Origin of the sequence: Microbacterium sp. NPDC028030, assembly GCF_040637855.1 — a bacterium.
Taxonomy (GTDB): Bacteria; Actinomycetota; Actinomycetes; order Actinomycetales; family Microbacteriaceae; genus Microbacterium.
This window is the reverse complement of sequence record NZ_JBEZXF010000001.1, coordinates 911,852-932,188: the sequence shown is the minus strand read 5'-3', so window position 1 is coordinate 932,188 and position 20,337 is coordinate 911,852. Positions and strand designations below refer to the sequence as shown.

General features: G+C 69.9%; 16 protein-coding genes. 10 read left to right on the top strand and 6 right to left on the bottom strand.

Features of this window, described 5'->3' with window-relative positions; all coding sequences use genetic code 11:
• Positions 1–6: 6 nt before the first annotated feature.
• The 3 genes from AB0E56_RS04565 to AB0E56_RS04555 all read left to right on the top strand — a co-directional run bounded on the left by AB0E56_RS04565 (position 7) and on the right by AB0E56_RS04555 (position 3,241).
• Positions 7–1,179: a benzoate/H(+) symporter BenE family transporter gene (locus AB0E56_RS04565; protein WP_359796991.1), complete on the top strand. Its 1,173-nt coding sequence runs from the start codon at positions 7–9 to the stop codon at positions 1,177–1,179.
• A gap of 92 nt (positions 1,180–1,271) precedes the next feature.
• On the top strand, positions 1,272–2,156 hold the full coding sequence (locus AB0E56_RS04560) for an ATP-binding cassette domain-containing protein (RefSeq protein WP_359798259.1): 885 nt from the start codon (positions 1,272–1,274) through the stop codon (positions 2,154–2,156).
• Positions 2,153–3,241, top strand: coding sequence for an ABC transporter permease (locus AB0E56_RS04555; protein ID WP_359796989.1), 1,089 nt, complete (start codon positions 2,153–2,155; stop codon positions 3,239–3,241). The genes AB0E56_RS04560 and AB0E56_RS04555 overlap by 4 nt, the downstream gene beginning before the upstream one ends.
• A 73-nt stretch (positions 3,242–3,314) precedes the next feature.
• Here the strand turns inward: AB0E56_RS04555 and AB0E56_RS04550 are convergent, their stop codons facing one another.
• Complete coding sequence (locus tag AB0E56_RS04550; protein WP_359796987.1) at positions 3,315–6,761, bottom strand: bifunctional proline dehydrogenase/L-glutamate gamma-semialdehyde dehydrogenase; 3,447 nt, start codon at positions 6,759–6,761, stop codon at positions 3,315–3,317.
• Positions 6,762–6,895: 134 nt separating this feature from the next.
• On the opposite strand from AB0E56_RS04550, the gene AB0E56_RS04545 reads away from it, so the two are divergent.
• From AB0E56_RS04545 to AB0E56_RS04535, 3 genes are all read left to right on the top strand, one after another.
• Positions 6,896–7,804 carry a LysR substrate-binding domain-containing protein gene (locus AB0E56_RS04545; RefSeq protein WP_359796986.1) on the top strand — a complete coding sequence of 303 codons (909 nt, stop codon included), beginning with the start codon at positions 6,896–6,898 and terminating at the stop codon, positions 7,802–7,804.
• A gap of 106 nt (positions 7,805–7,910) precedes the next feature.
• Complete coding sequence (locus tag AB0E56_RS04540) at positions 7,911–8,498, top strand: nitroreductase family protein (RefSeq protein ID WP_359796985.1); 588 nt, start codon at positions 7,911–7,913, stop codon at positions 8,496–8,498.
• Positions 8,499–8,556: 58 nt separating this feature from the next.
• A complete protein-coding gene (locus AB0E56_RS04535) occupies positions 8,557–10,833 on the top strand; it encodes an excinuclease ABC subunit UvrA (RefSeq protein WP_359796983.1) in 2,277 nt (758 codons plus the stop codon).
• 6 nt (positions 10,834–10,839) lie between these two features.
• Here the strand turns inward: AB0E56_RS04535 and AB0E56_RS04530 are convergent, their stop codons facing one another.
• Both AB0E56_RS04530 and coaBC read right to left on the bottom strand, forming a co-directional pair.
• Positions 10,840–13,065 (bottom strand): AAA family ATPase, encoded by a 2,226-nt coding sequence (locus tag AB0E56_RS04530; protein ID WP_359796981.1) that lies wholly within the window; start codon positions 13,063–13,065, stop codon positions 10,840–10,842.
• Between the two features lie 121 nt (positions 13,066–13,186).
• A complete protein-coding gene (coaBC, locus tag AB0E56_RS04525) occupies positions 13,187–14,386 on the bottom strand; it encodes a bifunctional phosphopantothenoylcysteine decarboxylase/phosphopantothenate--cysteine ligase CoaBC (protein ID WP_359796979.1) in 1,200 nt (399 codons plus the stop codon).
• Positions 14,387–14,454: 68 nt separating this feature from the next.
• Between coaBC and AB0E56_RS04520 the strand changes: the two genes are divergently transcribed.
• The gene (locus AB0E56_RS04520; RefSeq protein ID WP_359796978.1) at positions 14,455–15,156 is read left to right on the top strand and encodes an NRDE family protein; all 702 of its coding nucleotides are present in this window, start codon (positions 14,455–14,457) and stop codon (positions 15,154–15,156) included.
• 33 nt (positions 15,157–15,189) lie between these two features.
• On the opposite strand, the gene AB0E56_RS04515 is transcribed toward AB0E56_RS04520, so the two are convergent.
• Complete coding sequence (locus AB0E56_RS04515; RefSeq protein ID WP_359796976.1) at positions 15,190–16,164, bottom strand: helix-turn-helix domain-containing protein; 975 nt, start codon at positions 16,162–16,164, stop codon at positions 15,190–15,192.
• 87 nt (positions 16,165–16,251) lie between these two features.
• On the opposite strand from AB0E56_RS04515, the gene AB0E56_RS04510 reads away from it, so the two are divergent.
• Together AB0E56_RS04510 and AB0E56_RS04505 are read left to right on the top strand one after the other, a co-directional pair.
• Positions 16,252–16,413 (top strand): hypothetical protein, encoded by a 162-nt coding sequence (locus tag AB0E56_RS04510; protein WP_359796975.1) that lies wholly within the window; start codon positions 16,252–16,254, stop codon positions 16,411–16,413.
• Positions 16,414–16,465: 52 nt separating this feature from the next.
• Positions 16,466–17,122 (top strand): hypothetical protein, encoded by a 657-nt coding sequence (locus tag AB0E56_RS04505; RefSeq protein ID WP_359796974.1) that lies wholly within the window; start codon positions 16,466–16,468, stop codon positions 17,120–17,122.
• 12 nt (positions 17,123–17,134) lie between these two features.
• Here AB0E56_RS04505 and AB0E56_RS04500 read toward each other — a convergent pair whose 3' ends face one another.
• Both AB0E56_RS04500 and AB0E56_RS04495 read right to left on the bottom strand, forming a co-directional pair.
• The gene (locus tag AB0E56_RS04500) at positions 17,135–18,364 is read right to left on the bottom strand and encodes a glycosyltransferase family 4 protein (protein ID WP_359796972.1); all 1,230 of its coding nucleotides are present in this window, start codon (positions 18,362–18,364) and stop codon (positions 17,135–17,137) included.
• A 14-nt stretch (positions 18,365–18,378) separates the two neighbouring features.
• Positions 18,379–19,611, bottom strand: coding sequence for a glycosyltransferase (locus AB0E56_RS04495; RefSeq protein ID WP_359796971.1), 1,233 nt, complete (start codon positions 19,609–19,611; stop codon positions 18,379–18,381).
• A gap of 125 nt (positions 19,612–19,736) precedes the next feature.
• Between AB0E56_RS04495 and AB0E56_RS04490 the strand changes: the two genes are divergently transcribed.
• Complete coding sequence (locus tag AB0E56_RS04490; RefSeq protein ID WP_359796970.1) at positions 19,737–20,324, top strand: hypothetical protein; 588 nt, start codon at positions 19,737–19,739, stop codon at positions 20,322–20,324.
• Positions 20,325–20,337: the final 13 nt, after the last annotated feature.

The following is a 20,337-nucleotide window of genomic DNA, read 5'->3' as shown; positions in this document are numbered from 1 at the left end:
GGATCCATGCCAGACGCCGCTCCGCTGTCCCGTCCGATCCTGGCGGGGGTGGTCACGGCACTCGTGGGCTTCACGAGTTCGTTCGCGGTCGTGCTCACCGGACTCGACGCGGTCGGGGCGGACGCCGCACAGGCAGCCAGCGGTCTCCTCGCGGCGAGCCTCACGATGGGACTCGCGTGCGTGGTGCTCGCCTGGCGGTTCCGCATGCCGATCACGGTGGCCTGGTCGACTCCTGGTGCCGCCCTCCTCGTGGCGACGGGCACCGTGGAGGGCGGATGGCCTGCCGCGGTCGGCGCCTTTCTCGTCACGGCCGCGCTCATCCTGCTCACTGCGCTGTGGCCGGCGCTCGGCGCTCTGATCGCCCGCATCCCGCCGTCGATCGCGCAGGCGATGCTCGCCGGTGTCCTGCTGCCGCTATGCCTCGCGCCGATCACCGGCATCGTCGCCAACCCCTGGGGCGTGGTGCCTGTTGTGCTGGCCTGGCTGGTGTGCACACGGCTCGCGCCGCGCTGGGCGGTGCCGCTCGCGTTCGTCGCCGCGGCGGTGGTGGTCGCGGTCTCGCTGGTCGTCGACGGAGCGTCGTTCGACGCGTCCCTCCTGCTGCCGGGCTTCGTGTTCACGGCACCGACGTTCACGGTAGGGGCGCTGGTCGGCCTCGCCGTGCCGCTGTTCATCGTGACCATGGCCTCGCAGAACGTGCCGGGCATCGCCATCATGCGCAGCTTCGGATACGAGGTGCCGTGGCGTCCGGCGATGCTGGTCACCGGGCTGGGAACCGCGCTCGGGGCCACCGCCGGCGGGCACGCCATCAACCTCGCGGCGATCAGTGCCGCGCTCGCCGCATCGCCGGATGCCGACCCCGACCCGAAGCGACGGTGGGTCGCCGGGGTCTCCACCGGAGTGTCGTACCTGGTGCTGGGCGGCTTCTCGGCCGCGTTCGCCGCTCTCGTGGTGCTCGCGCCGGAGGCCGTGATCCCCGCCGTCGCGGGACTCGCCCTGTTCGCCGCGTTCGGATCGTCGGTGCAACAGGCCATCGACGATCCGGGCGAGCGGATCCCCGCGGTCGTGACCTTCCTGGTGGCGGCATCCGGAATCTCCGTGCTCGGCGTCAGCGCCGCGTTCTGGGCCCTCGTCGCCGGCCTCCTGGTGCGCACCGCGCTGCACGCCGGCCGTCGCTGACAGGGGGTCCACCGGGCGGGGGTGGAGAGTCCGCCGGGCGGGGGATGTCGCGCGTCGATGCCCTGCGTAGCGTGAAGGGCATGACGACAGGAATGCTCGAACTCTCCGGCATCACCAAGAGCTACGGCTCGCGGCGCGTGCTCGACGACGTCTCCTTCACGGTAGCCCCCGGGCGGCTGACGGGCTTCGTCGGCGGCAACGGCGCCGGGAAGACCACCACCATGCGGATCGTCTTGGGGCTGCTGTCCTCCGACGGCGGCCGGGTCGACCTCGACGGTGCACCGCTCACGACGGCCGACCGCCGCCGATTCGGCTATATGCCGGAGGAGCGCGGCCTGTACCCGAAGATGAAGGTGCTCGAGCAGATCGTGTACCTCGCCCGCCTGCACGGATTCGGCAAGCAGGACGCCTCGGACCGGGCGACCGCGCTGCTCACGGAACTCGGCCTCGGCGAGCGCCTGAACGACACGATCGAGTCCTTGTCACTCGGAAACCAGCAGCGGGCGCAGATCGCGGCATCGCTCGTCCACGACCCCGAGGTGCTGATCCTCGACGAGCCGTTCTCCGGCCTCGACCCGCTCGCGGTCGACGTGGTCGCCGGGGTCCTGCAGTCGAGCGCGGCGAAGGGCGCGTCGATCCTGTTCTCCTCGCACCAGCTCGATGTGGTCGAGCGTCTGTGCGACGACCTCGTCATCCTCGCGGGGGGCACCATCCGCGCGTCCGGCTCCCGGGACGCGCTACGCGCCGAGCACGCCCGCGACCGCTACGAGCTGGTGTCCGCAGGCGACGCCGGGTGGCTGCGCACCGAACCGGGCGTGACCGTGGTCGACTTCGAGGGCGGATATGCGCTCTTCGACGCGGACGGCCCGGAGACGGCCCAGCGCGTGCTCCAATCCGCGGTACAGCGTGGTGATGTCGCCAGCTTCGCGCCCAAGCATCCGTCCCTCGCCCAGATCTTCAAGGAGGTCATCCAGTGAGCACCCCCGCCCCCACCCGCGGCTCCAACGGCATCTGGCTCGTCGCCGAGCGCGAGATCGGATCCAAGCTGCGCAGCAAGGCCTTCCTGATCTCGACCGGAATCCTCCTGATCCTGGCCCTCGCGGGCATCGTCCTCGGCGGGTTCGCGAGCAAGAACACCGACACCACGCCGATCGCCGCGACCGCGGAGACCGCGTCGGCCGTCTCGGCCATCCCGAACGTCGAGGTCACGACGGTCGCCGACGAGGCCGAAGCCGAGCAGCTCGTGCGCGACGACGAGGTCGACGCCGCCGTGCTTCCGGGCGACGGACCTTCGGGCTACACGATCGTCGCGCTGCAGGACGCCCCCGGATCGATCGTCTCCGCGCTCTCGATCTCCCCCGAGGTCGTCATCCTGGAGCCGGCGACCACGAACCCGCTGCTGCGCTACTTCATCGCCATCGCGTTCGGGCTCGTGTTCATGATGGCCGCCGCGACGTTCGGCGGGACCATCGCGCAGAGCGTCGTCGAGGAGAAGCAGACCCGCGTGGTCGAGGTGCTGCTGTCGGCCATCCCGGCTCGCACCCTCCTCGCGGGCAAGGTGATCGGCAACACGGTGCTGGCGATGGGGCAGATCCTCGCCCTCGCCGCGGTGGCCACGATCGGGCTGATCGTCACGGGTCAACGCGAGGTGCTCACGACCCTCGGGGCGCCGATCATCTGGTTCGCGGTGTTCTTCCTGTTCGGCTTCATCCTGCTGGCGGCGATGTTCGCGGCTGCCGCGTCGATGGTCTCCCGCCAGGAGGACATCGGCTCCACGACCACCCCGATCACCATGCTGATCATGGCGCCGTACATCCTCGTCATCGTCTTCAACGACAACCCGCTGGTGCTGACGATCATGTCGTACGTGCCGTTCTCGGCCCCGGTCGGCATGCCGATGCGCCTCTTCGTGGGCGAGGCGCAGTGGTGGGAGCCGCTGCTGAGCCTCGTGATCCTCCTCGCGAGCTGCGTGGCCGCGATCGTCATCGGCGCGAAGATCTACGAGAACTCGCTGCTGCGCATGGGGTCCCGCGTCAAGCTCAAGGAGGCCCTGCGCGGCTGACGCCGCCGCAACCGAGAAGCCCCCTGATCCGCATCGCGCGGGTCAGGGGGCTTGGTCGTCCGACCGGGTCCGGTCAGATCACGCCGTCGGCGATCGTGGTCGGGTTGCCGAAGCGGTGGTTCGTGATCGAGACGGCCTGCTCGTGCAGGAACGGCAGCATCTCGACGCGGCCCGCACCGGTCACCGCGTGCGACCAGACCGCGACATCCGGGCTCCCGCCGAGCGCCTCGAACAGTGCCGACGCGTCACCGCCGACCAGACGCACGCGCTGCCACGTGTTCGCCGCCTTGGCGTAGCGCCTGGTCCACGCGGCATCCGACTCGTGCTTCACGGTCACGCCGTGCGCGCGCAGCGCCTTCTCGACGCGCGAGGGCAGGGCGGGAGCCGAGACCGTGAACGGGCTGCCGCTGCGCAGGGCGGAGGCGAGCACGCGGATGCCGTCGGCCAGGGCGGCGTCCTCCGCGATGCGCACATCGACCGCGGCGGGCCGGTACCGGAAGAGATTGCGCTCGACGCCCAGGCCGGACTTGTCGCTGACCGTACCGAACTCGTCGATCCATGCCCGCTCGTCCGCTGCCGCAGCGCGCTGCAGCCACTCGACCTCGCCCGCATCCAGCTCGGCACCGGCCGCGTCGAGCAGTGCGCCGACGCCGGGAGCGACCGCGGCACCCGGAGCGACCGGCGGCAGTTCGGCCGGACGCCACTCCCCGAGGCCGAAGAGGTAGTTCGGCCCACCGGCCTTCGCCCCGGCGCCGACAGCCGAGCGCTTCCATCCCCCGAAGGGCTGACGCTGCACGATCGCACCGGTGATGCCGCGGTTCACGTACAGGTTGCCGGCCTCGACGCGGTCGAGCCACGTGGCCACCTCGTCGGAGGCGAGCGAGTGGATGCCGGCGGTGAGGCCGTAGTCGACCGCGTTCTGCAGGCGCAGCGCCTCGTCCAGGTCTTCGGCGTGCATGATGCCGAGCACCGGGCCGAAGAACTCGGTCAGGTGGAAGTACGACCCCTCGCGCACGCCCGTCTTGACGCCCGGAGTCCACTGCTTCCCCTCATCGTCGAGCTTGCGCGGCTTCACCAGCCAGCGCTCGCCCTTCTCCAGCTTCGTCAACGCGGTCAGGAGCTTGCCGCTCGCCGGCTCGATGATCGGACCCATCTGCGTGGCGGGGTCATCGGGCAGGCCGACGCGCATCGAGGTCACGGCATCCACCAGCTGACGCTCGAACCGCTTCGACTCGGCGACCGATCCGACGAGGATCGCGAGCGAGGCCGCAGAGCACTTCTGCCCCGCGTGTCCGAAGGCGCTGCGGGCCACATCGGCGGCGGCCAGGTCGAGGTCGGCGGAGGGGGTGACGATGATGGCGTTCTTGCCGCTGGTCTCGGCGAGCAGCGGCAGGTCGGAGCGGAACGAGCGGAACAGCTGCGCAGTCTCGTACGCTCCCGTGAGGATCACCCGGTCGACGGACGGGCTCGCGACCAGGCGGGTGCCGAGGTCGCGCGAGGCGAGGTCGACGAGCACGAGCAGGTCTCGCGGCACCCCGGCGGCCCAGAGCGCCTCGACCATCACGGCCCCGCAGCGCTGGGTGAGCTTGGCGGGCTTGATGACGACCGCTGACCCCGAGGCCAGCCCCGCGAGCACGCCCCCTGCGGGGATCGCGACCGGGAAGTTCCAGGGAGGGGTGACCACGGTGACCTTCGACGGCACGAACTCGGCGCCCGAGACGGCCTCGAGGTCCTTCGCGCGCTCGGCGTAGTAGTGCGCGAAGTCGATGGCCTCGCTGATCTCGGGGTCGGCCTCGGCGATGGTCTTGCCCGCCTCATGCGCCATGATCTCGATCAACTGACCGCGACGGGCGGCGAGTTCGTCACCCGCGCGGTGCAGCACGGCGGCACGGTCGGCGGCCGACAGCGCGGCCCACTTCTCGGCGGCAGCGGTCGCCGCGGCGAAGATGCCGTCGAGCTCGGCATCCGTCTCGACCTTGGCGATCGCGATCGTGTCGATCCCCAGAGTCGAGGAGACCGAGCGCTGCAGGATCTCGCGCCCCCAGGTGCGGTTCGCGCCGAGCGCCGGATCGGTGTCGGCCTGATTCTCGAACCCCGTCGTCGTACCGACGGGGGTCTCCGCGGTGCGGTCCTGCACACGGTGGGATGCCGGCACGGAGCGGTCGAGGTCGAGGGCGGCGAGCGACCGCTCGAAGCGCTCACGCTCCCTGGTCAGGAGCCTCGGGTTCGAGGCCAGCTCGAACACCGCAGACATGAAGTTCTCGGAGCTGGCGTTCTCTTCGAGGCGGCGCACGAGGTACGCGATCGCCACGTCGAACTCGGCCGGGTTCACGACCGGTGTGTAGAGCAGGAGGCGCCCGACGTCTTTGCGCACGGCCTCGGCCTGACCCGTCGCCATGCCGAGGAGCATCTCGTACTCGACGGCATCCGTCACACCGCGGGCCTGGGCGAGCAGCCACGTGTAGGCGATGTCGAACAGGTTGTGACCGGCGATGCCGATGCGCACGGCATCCAGTCGCTCGGGCGTCATCGCCCAGTCGAGCACCCGCTTGTAGTTGCTGTCGGAGTCCTGCTTGGTGCCGTAGGTCGCCAGCGGCCAGCCGTGGATCTTCGCGTCGACCTCTTCCATGGCCAGGTTCGCGCCCTTGACGACGCGCACCTTGATCGGCGCCCCACCCTTGGCGCGGCGGGCGGCTGCCCACTCCTGCAGGTGCTGCATGGCGCCGAGGGCGTCGGGCAGGTAGGCCTGCAGCACGATGCCGGCTTCGAGGTTCTCCAGCCCCGGCTGATCGAGGATGCTCGTGAAGGCCGCGATCGTCAGGTCGAGGTCGCGGTACTCCTCCATGTCGAGGTTGATGAACTTCGCCTTGCCCGCAGCTTCTGCACGGGCGGCGAGTTCGTAGAGCGGGGTGAGCTTCTCGACGACATCTGCCACGGCCTCGTCGAACGACCACATCGAGAGCTGGCTCACGACGCTGGAGACCTTGATCGAGACGTAGTCGACGTCGTCTCTGGCCAGGAAATCGCGGGTGCCCTGCAACCGATGCCCGGCTTCACGCTCGCCGAGGACCGCCTCGCCGAGCAGATTGAGGTTGAGGCGGTTGCCGCTCTTGCGCAGCTTGGCGATGGCGGGTCCGAGCTTGGCGGGAGTGGCATCGAGCACGAGATGGCCCACCATGGCGCGCAGCACGCGGCGGGCGATCGGCACCACGACGCCGGGCAGCTTGGGTGCCCAGAACCCACCGGTCTTGATCGCGGCTCGCAGATAGCCGGGGAGCAGCGTCGGGGTGATCTCCGAGATCTCGGCGAGCTTGCGACCGGCGACCCGCAGATCTTCGGGGCGCATCACGCCGTCGACGAAGCCGACGGTGAAGGCGAGTCCGTTCGGGTCCTTGAGCACCTCGGACAGGCGCTGGGCGGCGGGCTCGACGGGGTGCGTCTCGCTCTCGGTGAGCCAGCGCTGCACGAGGGCGGCGACGTCTTCGGTGCGGGGGGTGGTGGTGTCGGCGGCGACAGACATCGGTGGGACCTTCCAAGAGAGCGCAGACCGGGGTTTCGTGTGCGGCTGGATCATTGTCCGCCCGCTCGGTAGGCTCCGTCTATCAACCGATTTGCGTGAATTCTGTTCACTCGGACTGAACGGATGGAACCGCGATGCTCGACGTCAACCGCCTGCGGATGCTCGTGGAACTCTCCCGCCGTGGAACCCTCTCGGCCGTCGCCGATGCGCTCTCCTACAGCAAGGCTTCGGTGTCGCAGCAGCTGAGCGCGCTCGAGCGCGATGTCGGAGTACCGCTGCTGCGCCGAGTGGGGCGCGGAGTGCAGTTCACACCGCAGGGGAACGTGCTGGTCGCCGAGGCGATCGGCATCCTCGATCAACTCGAGCACGCCGAGGTCGCCGTCGCCGAGTCGCTCACCGAGGTGACGGGAACCGTGCGCATCGCGGTCTTCCAGTCGACCGCGCACTCACTGCTGCCCCGCGCGCTCGAAGCCCTCACGGATCGGCATCCGGCATTGCGCGTCGAAGTCACCGAGTGCGACCCCGAGACCGGACTCGTCGGGGTGTCCAGCCGCGACTTCGACCTGATCCTCGCCGAGCAGTATCCGGGGCACAGCCGCCCGATCCACGCCGACCTCGACCGGGTGGTGCTCGCGCATGACGCGATCGCCCTCGCGCGAAGCCCGGAAGCCCCCGCGCACGCCGACGCGGTCGCAGCGCTGTGGTCGACTCGAGACGAGCCGTGGGTGCTCGAACCCGCCGGCACCGCATCCCGCGCCTGGGCCGAGCAGCTGTGCCGCACGGCCGGGTTCGAGCCCGACGTGCGATTCGAGATCGCCGACCTCACGGCACACGTACGGCTGATCCACGCCGGCCTCGCTGTCGGTCTCCTGCCCGAGCTCGTGTGGGCGGGCGATACTCCGACCGTGGGCCTGGCCGCACTCCCCCACGAGCCGCGACGTGAGATCTTCTCCTCCGCTCGCCGCGTGTCTGCGGCCGCACCGTCCATCCGCGCCGTGCGCAGGGCGCTCGCGGACGCCGCCGCGCAGAATCTGCCGACCTGAGGACGCGTCGACACCCGAGCTCCGGGAATATGCATGCACATGCATCTGTTTGCTCCCGTGTACCCGGACGAAGGAGTCCGATCCACTCCTTCCGAAAGGCACTTCTGTGAGCACTCCCGTCATCGACCGCACCGCACCGACCGAGCACCCCGTCCTCGACGTCCTCGCCGGCCGCTGGAGCCCTCGCGCCTTCGACGCGCAGAACTCGATCGACGAGGCCAAGCTCGCCACCGCTCTCGAGGCCGCACGCTGGAGCCCTTCCGCCAACAACACCCAGCCCTGGCGCTTCATCGTCGCCCGCCGAGGTACGGCTCTGCACGCCCAGGTCACAGGTGCACTGATGGGCTTCAACCAGGCATGGGCCGGCAACGCCGCGGTGCTCGTGGTCGCGATCGCCGAGACGACTGCGGCCGACGGCACGCCGATCACGCACGCGCTCTACGACCTCGGCCAGGCCGTCGCGCACTTCTCGGTGCAGGCCCACCACGACGGACTCGTCGTGCACCAGATGAGCGGATTCGACCCGGAGGTCGTCCGCGAGTTCGCCGACCTCGAGCCCCGCTTCGTCCCCGTCACCGTCTTCGCCGTCGGCGAGTTCGGTGACATCGAGGCCCTTCCCGAGGTGCTGCAGCAGCGTGAGGTCGCCCCGCGCGTGCGCCGCCCGATCGACGAGACGGTCATCCTGAGCGCCTGACGCGCGCTTCCGTCGACGGGACCTCCGGAGTGTCCGGGGGCCCCGTTAGCGTGTGCGGATGGATATCCTCCGCATCACCGGCGCGCGGACGAACAACCTCCGCGACATCTCGCTCGACATCCCCAAGAAGCTGCTCACCGTCTTCACCGGCGTCTCCGGATCGGGCAAGTCGTCGCTCGTCCTCGACACGATCGCCGCCGAGGCGCAGCGACTGGTCAACGACTCGTATTCGACCTTCATCCGCGCCCGGCTGCCGCAGCTGCCCGCGCCCGACGTGCAGGCCATGGACGGACTGACCTTCACGGTCCTGATCGACCAGCGCCGGTTCACGGGCAACGCGCGCTCGACCGTGGCGACAGCCACCGACCTCGCCTCTCTCGTGCGCCTGGTCTTCTCACGCGTCGGCGAGCCGTCTGCCGGCTACTCGCCGGCGTACTCGTTCAACGACCCGTCCGGCATGTGCCCGACCTGCGAGGGCCTCGGCACCGTGTACGACATCGACATCGACGCGCTCATCGACCCCGAGAAGAACATCGACGAGGGACCGGTACGGTTCAGCCTGTTCCGCCCCGGCGTGTACCGCTGGAAGCGCTTCGCATACTGCGGACTGTTCGACCGCGAGAAACCGCTGAAGGACTACTCGGCCCGGGAGATGGATCAGTTCCTCTACGCCGACAAGCTCAAGCTCGACGACCCGGATCCGCGGTTCCCGCAGAGCGCCCGGTTCGACGGCGTGATCACCCGGATGCGCGACGTGTTCCTGAAGCAGCGGCCGGTGAAGATGTCGGCGTCGGTGCGCGAGGAGCTCGACCGGCTCGTGACCCACCACACCTGCCCGGATTGCGAAGGCGCGAGGGTGAACGAGGCTGCGCGGTCGAGCAAGATCGACCGACGCTCGATCGTGGACTGGATGCGGATGCCGGTGGCCGAGCTGCACACCCTGCTCGGCGCCTTCGACGATCCGCGGGTGGCGCCGGCCGTCGAGGGCATCCGTCATGTGCTCGACGCCCTCCTCTCGGTCGGGCTCGGCTACCTCACGCTCGACCGCGAGTCGTCGACCCTGTCCGGCGGAGAGGCACAGCGCGTCAAGATCGTGCGCCATCTGGGCAGCGCACTGACCGACGTGACCTATGTGTTCGACGAGCCGAGCACCGGGCTGCACCCCGCCGACATCCAGCGCCTCGTCGCCCTGCTGCAGCGGTTGCGCGATGCGGGCAACACGATCCTCGTCGTCGAGCACCATCCGCAGGTGATCGCGGTCGCCGACCATGTGGTCGACCTCGGTCCCGGTGCGGGCTCTGCAGGCGGCATCGTGCAGTTCGAGGGGACGCCCGCCGCGCTGCGCGGCAGCGAGACACCGACGGGACGGGTGCTCGCCGAGCCGCTGCGGGTCCGAGACACGGCTCGCGCGCCCTCGGGCCAGGTCACCGTGCGAGATGCGCGCTCGCACAACCTGCGCGGGTTCGATGTCGACGTCCCGCTGGGCGTGCTCACCGCGATCACCGGGGTGGCGGGATCCGGCAAGAGCTCCTTCGCCACGGTGGAGCTGCCGCGCCAGCATCCCGAGTTCACGGTCGTGGGGCAGGACCCGCTGCGCGGAGGGGCCCGCTCGACAACCCTGAGCATCCTGCGGATCGCCGACACCGTGCGCGGGGTGTTCGCGGCCGCTTCGGGCCTCGACCCGTCGTGGTTCAGCTTCAACTCGCGCGGCGCGTGCCCCACCTGCCGCGGACGCGGGCACATCACGACCGAGCTCGCGTTCCTCGACGATGTCTCGCTGCCCTGTGACGCATGCGGCGGCCTGCGCTTCAATCCGAAGGCGCTCGGCGTACGGGTCGACGGCGCCTCGATCGCCGACGTCCTCGCGTCGACACCTGCCGAGGCCGGTGAGCTGTTCTCCGCGCATCCCGACGTGGTCTCGGCGCTGGACTGGGTGCAGCGCACCGGCCTGAGCTACATCCCGGTCGGGCGCTCACTCGACACCTTCTCCGGCGGCGAGAAGCAACGTCTGCTCCTCGCCCGGCATCTCAGCGACCCGCGGCGCGACCCCGCCGACCGGATCATCCTCGACGAGCCGACGTCGGGGCTGCATCCGACCGACGTCGACACGCTCAACACCCTCTTCGACGATCTGCTCGACGGGGGCGCGACCCTGGTCGTCGTGGAGCACAACCTGCGCGTGGTCGCGCGCGCGGACCACGTGATCGACATCGGTCCCGGCGCCGGGTCGGACGGCGGTCGGCTGATCTTCTCCGGCACCCCCGCGGAGATGCTGCGCGACGACGACTCCCTCACCGGGAAGGCTCTCGCCGCCGCGTCCGGCTCGCACTCGTGAAGCCGATCAGTCGTCGAGCAGCTCGGCCTCGATCACCTCGTCCTCGTCCTCGTCCTCGGACGTGGGCTCGGGGTCGGGCGTCGCCGACGTGAGCACGAGGCCCATCCCGTCGGCTGCCACGTCGACGCGGACGGTGTCTCCGTCGTGCACGTTGCCCGAGAGCAGCGCGGTCGCCAGCTTGTTCTGCACCTCGCTCTGGATGAGCCTGCGCAGCGGTCGGGCGCCGAACATCGGGTCGTAGCCGCGCTCCGCGAGCCAGGCTCGAGCGTCAGGCGTGACCGCGAGCGTCAGCCGACGGTCGCGCAGGCGGTCGTGCAGCTGATCCACCGACAGCTCGACGATCTGCGCGAGGTCGTCCTCACTGAGCGCCGAGAACATCACGATGTCGTCGAGTCGGTTCAGGAACTCCGGACGGAAGGCCTGACGCACCAGCGCCATGACCTGCTCGCGCTTCTCGTCGGGCGACAGCACGGGGTCGATCAGGATCGGCGATCCCAGGTTCGACGTGAGGATCAGGATCACGTTCGAGAAGTCGACCGTGCGCCCCTGTCCATCGGTCAGTCGACCGTCGTCGAGCACCTGCAGCAGCACGTCGAACACCTCGGGGTGCGCCTTCTCGACCTCGTCGAGCAGGATCACGCTGTACGGACGGCGCCGCACGGCCTCGGTCAGCTGACCGCCCTGCTCGTAGCCGATGTAGCCGGGAGGGGCGCCGACGAGGCGGGACACCGAGTGCTTCTCGCCGTACTCCGACATGTCGATGCGCACCATGGCGTGCTCGTCGTCGAAGAGGAACTCCGCGAGCGCCTTGGCAAGCTCGGTCTTTCCGACACCGGTCGGTCCGAGGAACAGGAACGAACCGGTCGGCCGACCGGGGTCGCTGATGCCCGCACGCGAACGACGAACGGCGTCGGACACCGCCTTCACGGCATCCTTCTGCCCGATCAGGCGCTTGCCGAGCTCGTTCTCCAGGTGCAGCAGCTTCTCGCCCTCGCCCTGCAGGAGACGCCCGACGGGGATGCCGGTCCATGCCGCGATCACCGCGGCGATGTCCTCCTCCGTGACCTGCTCGTTGACCATGCGCGGTTCCGCCGGCGTCGAGGCCTCGGCCTGCTCCGCCTCGGCGATGTCACGCTCGAGGCGCTTGATGGTCTCGTACTCGAGCTTCGACGCCTTCGTGTAGTCGGCGTTGCGCATCGCGAGGTCGCGCTGCGTGATCGCGTCGTCGAGCTGCTTCTTCAGTTCACCCACGCGGTTGAGGCCCTGACGCTCACGCGCCCATCGGGCCTCGAGTTCGGCGAGCTGCTTCTCCATCCCCACGAGCTGCTCGCGCAGGGTGCCCAGACGCTCCTTCGAGGCCGCGTCCTTCTCGCGCTTGAGAGCGAGCTCCTCGAGCTTCATGCGGTCGACCTGGCGCTTGAGCTGGTCGATCTCGACGGGCGAGGAGTCGATCTCCATCTTGAGCCGCGACATCGACTCGTCGATCAGGTCGATGGCCTTGTCGGGGAGCTGGCGTGCGGGGAGGTAGCGGTTCGAGAGGGCGGCGGCGGCCACGAGGGCGCTGTCGGAGATCGTGACTCCATGATGCGCCTCGTACCGGCCCTTGAGCCCGCGGAGGATCGCGATCGTATCTTCGACCGTGGGTTCGCCGACGTACACCTGCTGGAAGCGCCGCTCGAGGGCGGCGTCCTTCTCGATGAACTCGCGGTACTCGTTGAGCGTGGTCGCGCCGATCAGGCGCAGCTCCCCGCGGGCCAGCATCGGCTTGAGCATGTTGGAGGCCGCGACGGAACCTTCGCCGCCGCCCGCGCCCATCAGCACATGGAGCTCGTCGATGAACGTGATGACCTGTCCGTCGGATTCGGTGATCTCCTTGAGTACCTGCTTCAGCCGCTCTTCGAACTGGCCGCGGTACATCGCGCCGGCAACGAGGGCGGAGATGTCGAGCGTGACCAGCTCCTTGTCCTTGAGGGATTCGGCCACGTCACCCGCGACGATGCGCTGAGCGAGACCCTCCACGACGGCGGTCTTGCCGACGCCGGGCTCTCCGATGAGCACAGGGTTGTTCTTCGTGCGGCGGGTGAGCACCTGGCTGACACGACGGATCTCGCTGTCGCGTCCGATCACGGGGTCGAGCTTGCCCTGACGGGCGCGGTCGGTGAGGTTGATGCCGAACTGCTCGAGGGCGGACTGCTGGTCTTGATTCTGGGAACCGGTCTGCGGGGTGGTCATGCGCTCCTCCTGAGGATGCTCCTTCTGGTCGTCCCTGGCCCGCCAAGTCGGGGAGCCAGATTAAAAGTTGAGTGGTGTTGACTCAAGTTTAACACTCACCGGATCGCTCCTCCAGCCCTGCTCAGTGCTCCCGCGCGATGGCATCCCAGATCGCCGCTGCGACGAGACGCTTGGACCCCGACGCGACGCCGGCATCGACACCGCCGGGCCCCAGGATGTGCACGGCGTTCTCGGCGGTCTCGAATCCCCGCTCCCAACCCACCGCGTTCACGATGAGCAGATCGACGCCCTTGCGCTGCTGCTTGCGGTGAGCACGTTCGAGAAGTTCGACCTCGTCTTCCGGGGTCTCCGCGGCGAAGCCGACGACGAGCTGGCCCGGCCGTCGCGCCGAGGCCAGCGCCGCCACGATGTCCTCGTTCTCCGCGAGCTCGATCGGGGGCACTCCTCCGCTCTCCTTCGTGAGCTTGCGCTCCGACACCTCGACGGGCCGATAGTCGGCGACCGCGGCGGCCATCACGACCACGTCGGCCTCGACCGCCTCGCGTTTCATGGCGTCGGCGAGCTCGGCGGCAGCGCCGACTGTGACGATGCGGATCGCCGGATGCCGCGCCTCGGCCAGGACGTCGCCCGCGATGTTCGCCGCCACCAGGGTCACCTCGGCCCCGCGGGCGGCGGCCTCCGCGGCGAGCGCGACCCCCTGCCTGCCGCTGGAGCGGTTGCCGAGGAAGCGCACGGGGTCGATCGGCTCCCGCGTGCCGCCGGCCGAGACCACGACGCGCACACCCAGGAGGTCGCCGGGCGTCAGCAGCGCCTGCGCGGCCGCGAAGATCTCCTCGGGCTCCGACATCCGGCCTGGACCACTGTCGCCGCCCGCGAGCTCACCGTCGGCGGGTCCCACGATGTGCACACCGCGTTCCCGCAGTGTCGCGATGTTGGCCTGCGTCGCCCTGTTCCGCCACATCTCGGCGTGCATGGCGGGGGCGATCAGCACCGGAGCCTCGGTGGCCAGCAGGGTCGTGCCCAGGAGGTCGTCCGCGAGCCCGGCGGTCATCTTGGCGAGGGAGTTCGCGGTCGCCGGCGCCACGATCACGAGGTCTGCGGCCTGTCCGAGAGCCACATGCCGCACCTTGGCCACGTCGTCGTGCACGCTCGTGGTGACCGGATGCCGGCTGATCGCCTCCCACGTGGGCAGCCCGACGAAGCGCAGCGCATCTTCGGTGGGCACCACCGTCACGTCGTGCCCACCCTTCGTGAGCAGGCGCACCAGGTGCACCGTCTTGTACGCGGCGATGCCGCCTGTGACTCCGACGACGATGTTCACGTCTCGATTCTGCCCCAGCATCCGCCGCCGCGGGCCGACGCGAGCATCCTCGACCTAGACTGGCACCCGTGTGCACGGTCGTGATCGATGTCGAGGATGCCGGATCCGCACGACTGCTCGCAGTCCGCGACGAGGACCCGCTACGGGCCTGGGACTCCCTCGGCGCCTGGTGGCCGGAGGACTATCCCGGCGTGATCGGCATCCGCGATCGCCGCGCAGGTGGCGCCTGGCTCGCTGCGAACCCCGGCGAGCGGCGACTCGCCGTGCTGCTGAACCGGGCGGATGTGCGCGACCTGCCGGACGGGCGAGCCCTCTCCCGTGGTGCGCTCGCCCTCGAATCGGTGACGGGCCGCTCCCCGGTCGCACCGCTGTCGATGCACGGCTTCAACCTGCTCGAAGTCGGCCCCGAGGGCGCGCGCGTGCTGTCGTGGGACGGGGTCGAACTGCGCGAGACGCGCATCACCCCCGGCACGCACATGATCGCCCACGACGACCTCGACGACGCGACGACCCCGCGGATCGAGGCCTGGCTGCCGGAGTTCCGCGCCCTCGGACCCACCGCCGACAGCCCGGACTGGACGGCTGAGTGGACGGCGCTGCTCGCCTCCTCGGCCGCGCTCCCCCCGGAAGACGACAGGGCGATCATCCGCGACAACCGCCCGCACGGCTACCCGACGCAGTCGCTGCTGTACTGCATCGCCTCCGTCACCGCCGAGGGCGTCGAGGTGCGCGATGTCACGCTCCCCTCGCCCGCGCACTGGGGCGAGTAGTCGGCACGGCTGCGGACAGGGCAGCCGACCCGATCAGGCCGCAGGCACCGAGGACTCCTCGGCGCACGAGAACCGCGCGCGATAGGCCGTCGGGGTGAGGCCGAGCACTCGAGCGAAGTTCTGCCGGAGCACGGCCGCCGACCCGAATCCGCATTCGTCGGCGATGTGGTCGAGGGGCAGGTCGGTGCGCTCCAGCATCCGCTGCGCGTGGATGATGCGCTGGCGCGCGAGCCAGGCCGCCGGCGTGGCCCCGTACTCGGCCTTGAAGCGCCGCGCGAACGTGCGCGGCGACATCAGAGCCCGTGCCGCGAGCTGGTCGACGCCCAGGTCGTCGCGCAGATGAGCGACCGCCCAGTCGGCGACGGCGGCGAGCGAATCGGTGGGCACCACCGGGATGGGACGGTCGATGAACTGCGCCTGCCCGCCGTCGCGCTGCGGGGGGACCACCATGCGGCGGGCGATGCGATTGGTGAGCTCGGCTCCTACCTCCTGTCGAAGCAGGTGCAGGCACGCATCGATCCCGGCGGCCGTCCCCGCACTCGTGATGATCTTGCCGTCCTGCACGAAGAGGACGTCCGGGTCGATGTCGATCTGCGGATACATGTCGGCCATGACATGCGCGTACATCCAGTGCGTGGTCGCACGACGCCCGTCGAGCACCCCGGCGGCGGCCAGGATGAACGACCCGCTGCACACGCTCATCACCCACGCCCCGCGCTCGACCGCCTTCCTCGCCACATCGAGAAGGAGAGGGTCGATGTCGCCCCAGCGCTCCCGCGGCAGCGGGCAGAACACCACGAGGTCGGCTTCGTAGGCGTAGGTCAGATCGTGCTCGACGTTGATCGAGAAGCCGATCTTCGACGTCACGACGCCCGCGCGGGGAGCGACGATGCGGAAGTCGAAGTTTGGCACTCCGTCGTCGGCGCGATCGAGACCGAACGCCTCGCAGGCGACGCCGAACTCGAAGGGCGCGAAACCGTCTTGGACGACGCAGGCGACAGTTCTCATGCAGATGCTCCCGATTGGCAGTTTTCGTTTGTTCGGAGTCTATTCTGCCACTCGTGGCGGTTCAACGCCGATCGTAGCCTTTCTGCCATGTTCCTCATCATCGCACTCCTCGCCCTCGCCGTGTGGGCGATCGTCGCCACCGTCGTGGAACTCCGCCGCGACGGCTATCGCCGCACCCCGACCGACTGGACCCGCGTCGCGGACCGCGACATCTCCCAACAGGCCGAGTCCGGCCACACCTATCGCTGACGCGGTACGCTCCCTTCCGCGCCGTGGAGCGGACGGGGCTACGCTCGTCGTCATGAGCGAGCCGCAGCAGCCTTCCGTTCCGCCCACCGGCCCCGTCGAGCCCACCGGCCCCGCCGAACGGCAGCATCCGGCCTCGCCCCCGGCGCCGCCCGCCACCCATCTCCCCGCGGCTCCGCAATACCCGACGGCTCCGCAATACCCCGCCGTTCCGCACTACCCCGCCGTTCCGCAACACTCGGCGGGCCCGGAAGGCCATCCCCCTGCGGCCACCCCGGCAGCCCAGGCGTATCCGACGGCATATCCGACCGCGTATCCGGCATCGGCCCCGGCCAGTCCACCGGCGTACGCGGCACCGGGGACCGGCTTCCCCGGTCAGGTCCCACCCCAGACGCAGGGGCGCGCGGCCAACCCGCTCGGCGTCACGGCGTTCGTGATCGCTGTGGCCACTCTCGCCGTCAACCTGCTCAGTTCCCTGGCACGACCGTTCGTCTACGGCGGGGGTGGCGCCTTCGAGTTCATGCTCGCGCTCGACAACGGCATCGGGATCCTCAGCTTCTTCGCCTACGTCGTCGCCCTGGTGCTGGGGCTGATCGCGGTGCGCCGTTCCCCGTCACGACTGCTCACCGGGATCGCCATCGGCGTCGCGGGAGCCGGTGCCGTCGGACTCGTGTTCACCGGACTCACGATCGGGCTGTACCAGTACTTCTGAGGTCGCCCCGGCTCAGCCCGCGGCGAGCACCCGGTCGTAGACCTCGATCATCGCCGCGGTGCGCGAAGACTGCCGGAACGCCTCCGACACCGCGGGAACCGGAGTGGGCGCACTCCCGGCGGAGATGTCGGATGCGGCGCGCTGCAGCGTCGCCGCGAGCGCAGCGACCCGCTGGGTCTCGAGCTCGCGGCCCGACGCGTCGGCGCCGGCATCCGGGACCGCCCAGAGTCCGCCGCCGAGCTCTGCGGCGATGTCGGGATCGCAGATCACGGAAGGCGTTCCGAGCGTGGCGGCCTCGAACGGGGTCATCCCCTGGGTCTCGAAGCCGATCGACGTCTGCACGAGCGCGTCGGCCGCGGCGATCCGCGCCAGCGTCTGCGGGTAGGTGAGGCGGCCGGCGAAGTGCACGCCCGCGCGGCCGGCGACGATCTTCTCCGCAGCGGCACGCTGGCCCCCACCGCCGATGACCTCCAGGTCGGCATCGATCCCCGAAGCGACGAACGCCTCGAGGAAGGGCAGCAGACGCTTCTCGGGACTCATCCGCCCCAGCCACACGAAGCGCGGCCGGCCCGGAGCGCGCTCCACGGGGGCGGCGGCCAGGATCTCGTCGCGCAGGTCATCGTCGATGCCGTTCCAGATCACGTCCACCCGGGGGAAGACGTCATGCTGCTCGAGGCGCGCGGCGAAATGCGTCGACGGCGCCGTCACCGCCGCTGCGCTCGCGGCCAGTCCGCGCAGGAACGCCCAGCCGTCGGCGCCGGGCACCGGGTCTCCGATGCCGCGCATGGCGACGCGTCGCCATGCGTTCAGCACCGCCAGGACCGGACTGTGCAGCGGGGTCACAGCGGCGATCCCGACGTCGACACGGTTGTGCATGGTGTGCACGACCGGGATGCCGTGGCGGCGGGCATACCTGTGACCGATGAACGCGCCCCAGAAGTCGGCCTGCACGTGGACCAGATCGACCGGCGGCCTCCTCGTCATCGCCCTGTCGAGGAACCGATCGGTCGCACGGCCTGGCCAGCTCATCGAGTACTCGCGGTCGACCGTGATCGGCATCGAGGGGAGGTCGATGTACGCCCCGCCGTGGGAGCCCGACGAGGGACGGGACCCGTGCATCCGCGGCGCGACCACCGTGACGGTGTGGCCTGCGCGTTCGAGGAACTCGCGCTGCAGCCGCATCGACACCTGCGCGCCGCCGAGGGAGTCGAGGTGCTGATCGCCGAAGAAGACGATGTGCATGTCAGGCCGCTCTGCTACTCGGGCAGCGGCTCGTCGCGGTACAACGCCTCGAAGGTGTCGAGGGTGCGGTTGATGTCGTGGATCACGACGCCGTCGAGCGAGGCCTGCTGCATCCGCTCGTACTCGGCCGGCGACGCGGTGAGCACGTCGGTGAGGCGCGCCGCCAGCTCGTCGACGTCTCCCGGCGCGAACAGGTAGCCGTTCTCTCCGTCGTGCACGAGGTGCGGGAGCGCGACGGCGTCCGCGGCGACGATCGGCAGGGCCGAAGCCATGGCCTCCATCGTCGCGATGGACTGCAGCTCCGCGATCGACGCGATCACGAACAGGCTCGCGCGCGACAGCAGGGCCCGCAGCTCCTCGTCGGTCGTCCGGCCGTGGAAGGTGACGCGGTCGGCGAGCCCGAGCTGTTCCGTGAGGTGCTCCAACTGCTTGCGCTGGTCGCCACCGCCGACGATGTCGAAGGTCGTCTCCAGCGCCGGGTCGAGCTTCGTCAGGGCCTTGAGGATGACCTCGACCTGCTTCTCGGCGGTGAGGCGCCCGACGAAGACGATGCGGTTCTTGTCGCGCGGCCCGATCACGGGGGCGTACTGCGTGCGGTCGATGCCGCAGCTGACGGGGATGACGCCCTGCACTTCGACGGTCTTCTCGAGGAAGTCGGCGGCACGGCGGGTCGGTGTCGTGATCGCCCTGGTGAGGTCGAAGGTGCGCTTCGCGTCGGCCCAGGCGAAGCGGAGCACGAGGTCGTCGATGAACTTCGGCATGGTCGTGTGGTCGAGGATGTTCTCGGCCATCACGTGGTTCGTGGCGATCACCGGGATGCCGCGCTCGTGCGCGATGCGCGACAGGCCGCGGCCGATGACGATGTGCGACTGGATGTGCACGATGTCGGGCTCGACCTGGTCGAGGACTCTGCGCGCGTAGTGCTTGGAGCGCCACGGCCACACGAAGCGCAGCCAGTCGTGCGGGGGCCAGCGCACGGAGGGCAGTCGGTGCAGGGTCATCGGCTCACCCTCGATCACCTCGGTGCGGGCCGCCGTGCGACGGTAGGCCTGGTTGGGGGCGACGACGTGCACATCATGTCCGCGCTGGACGAGGCCGGCGGCGAGGCGCTCGGCGAACCGCGCGGCGCCGTTGATGTCGGGCGCGAACGTGTCGCAGCCGATCAGGATCTTCAGCGGGCGGGGCGCGGGATCGGCGGCGGGGCCGCTCGACGGATCGATCGGATCGTCGGAGGAGGTCACAGACATGCTGCCTTACGATGTGGCGGCCAAGGAGAGCCCTGGTCGGGCGCTGGCCACTCTACCCGAGGGCCCTGGTCGGACCGCCGAGGCATACCGGCATCCCTTCAGCCTCAGCCAGTAGCGTGGAACGCATGCGACTGAGTGCCGAGGCCGATCCCCAGCTGTGGATTCCCGTGACGGACTCGCTGGGCTGGAAGGGCCGCCGGCATCGCAAGGCCGCGATCCGGATGCTGCTCGGCCAGGTCAATGCAGCCGTCGGCGCGACGGAACGCCCCGGCTCGCGATTCGGCGCGTGGGCGATGAGCCAGGCCGCACCGATGCTCATGAAGCGGGCGGATGGCCGGGTGCTCGTGTGGACCTGGAAGGCCGAGCCCGAGCTCGTCGTGGCGATGGCGACCGCACGGGTGCTGACGCCGGATGTGCGGATCGCCCGGGCCTCGATGCCGATGGACTACGACGACACCGAGTCGTTCCCCACCCGACTGGGCATGGGCGAGAAGCTGCTCGTGCCGATGCCGCCGTCTCCCGCCTCTCCCCCCTTCGCGACCTACACCTGGGACACGGGCACGCATCTGGTGACCCTGACCGCGGTGTGCAGCGACAAGGAGCGCTTCGGCACGTTGATCGGCGCGCTCGACGATCTCGCGCGCAGCCTCCGCATCGCCGACGACCTCACGGGTGGCGAGTCGCCCGACGTGCTGCGCCTGCCGCCGGCCTGATCTCGACTCCGAC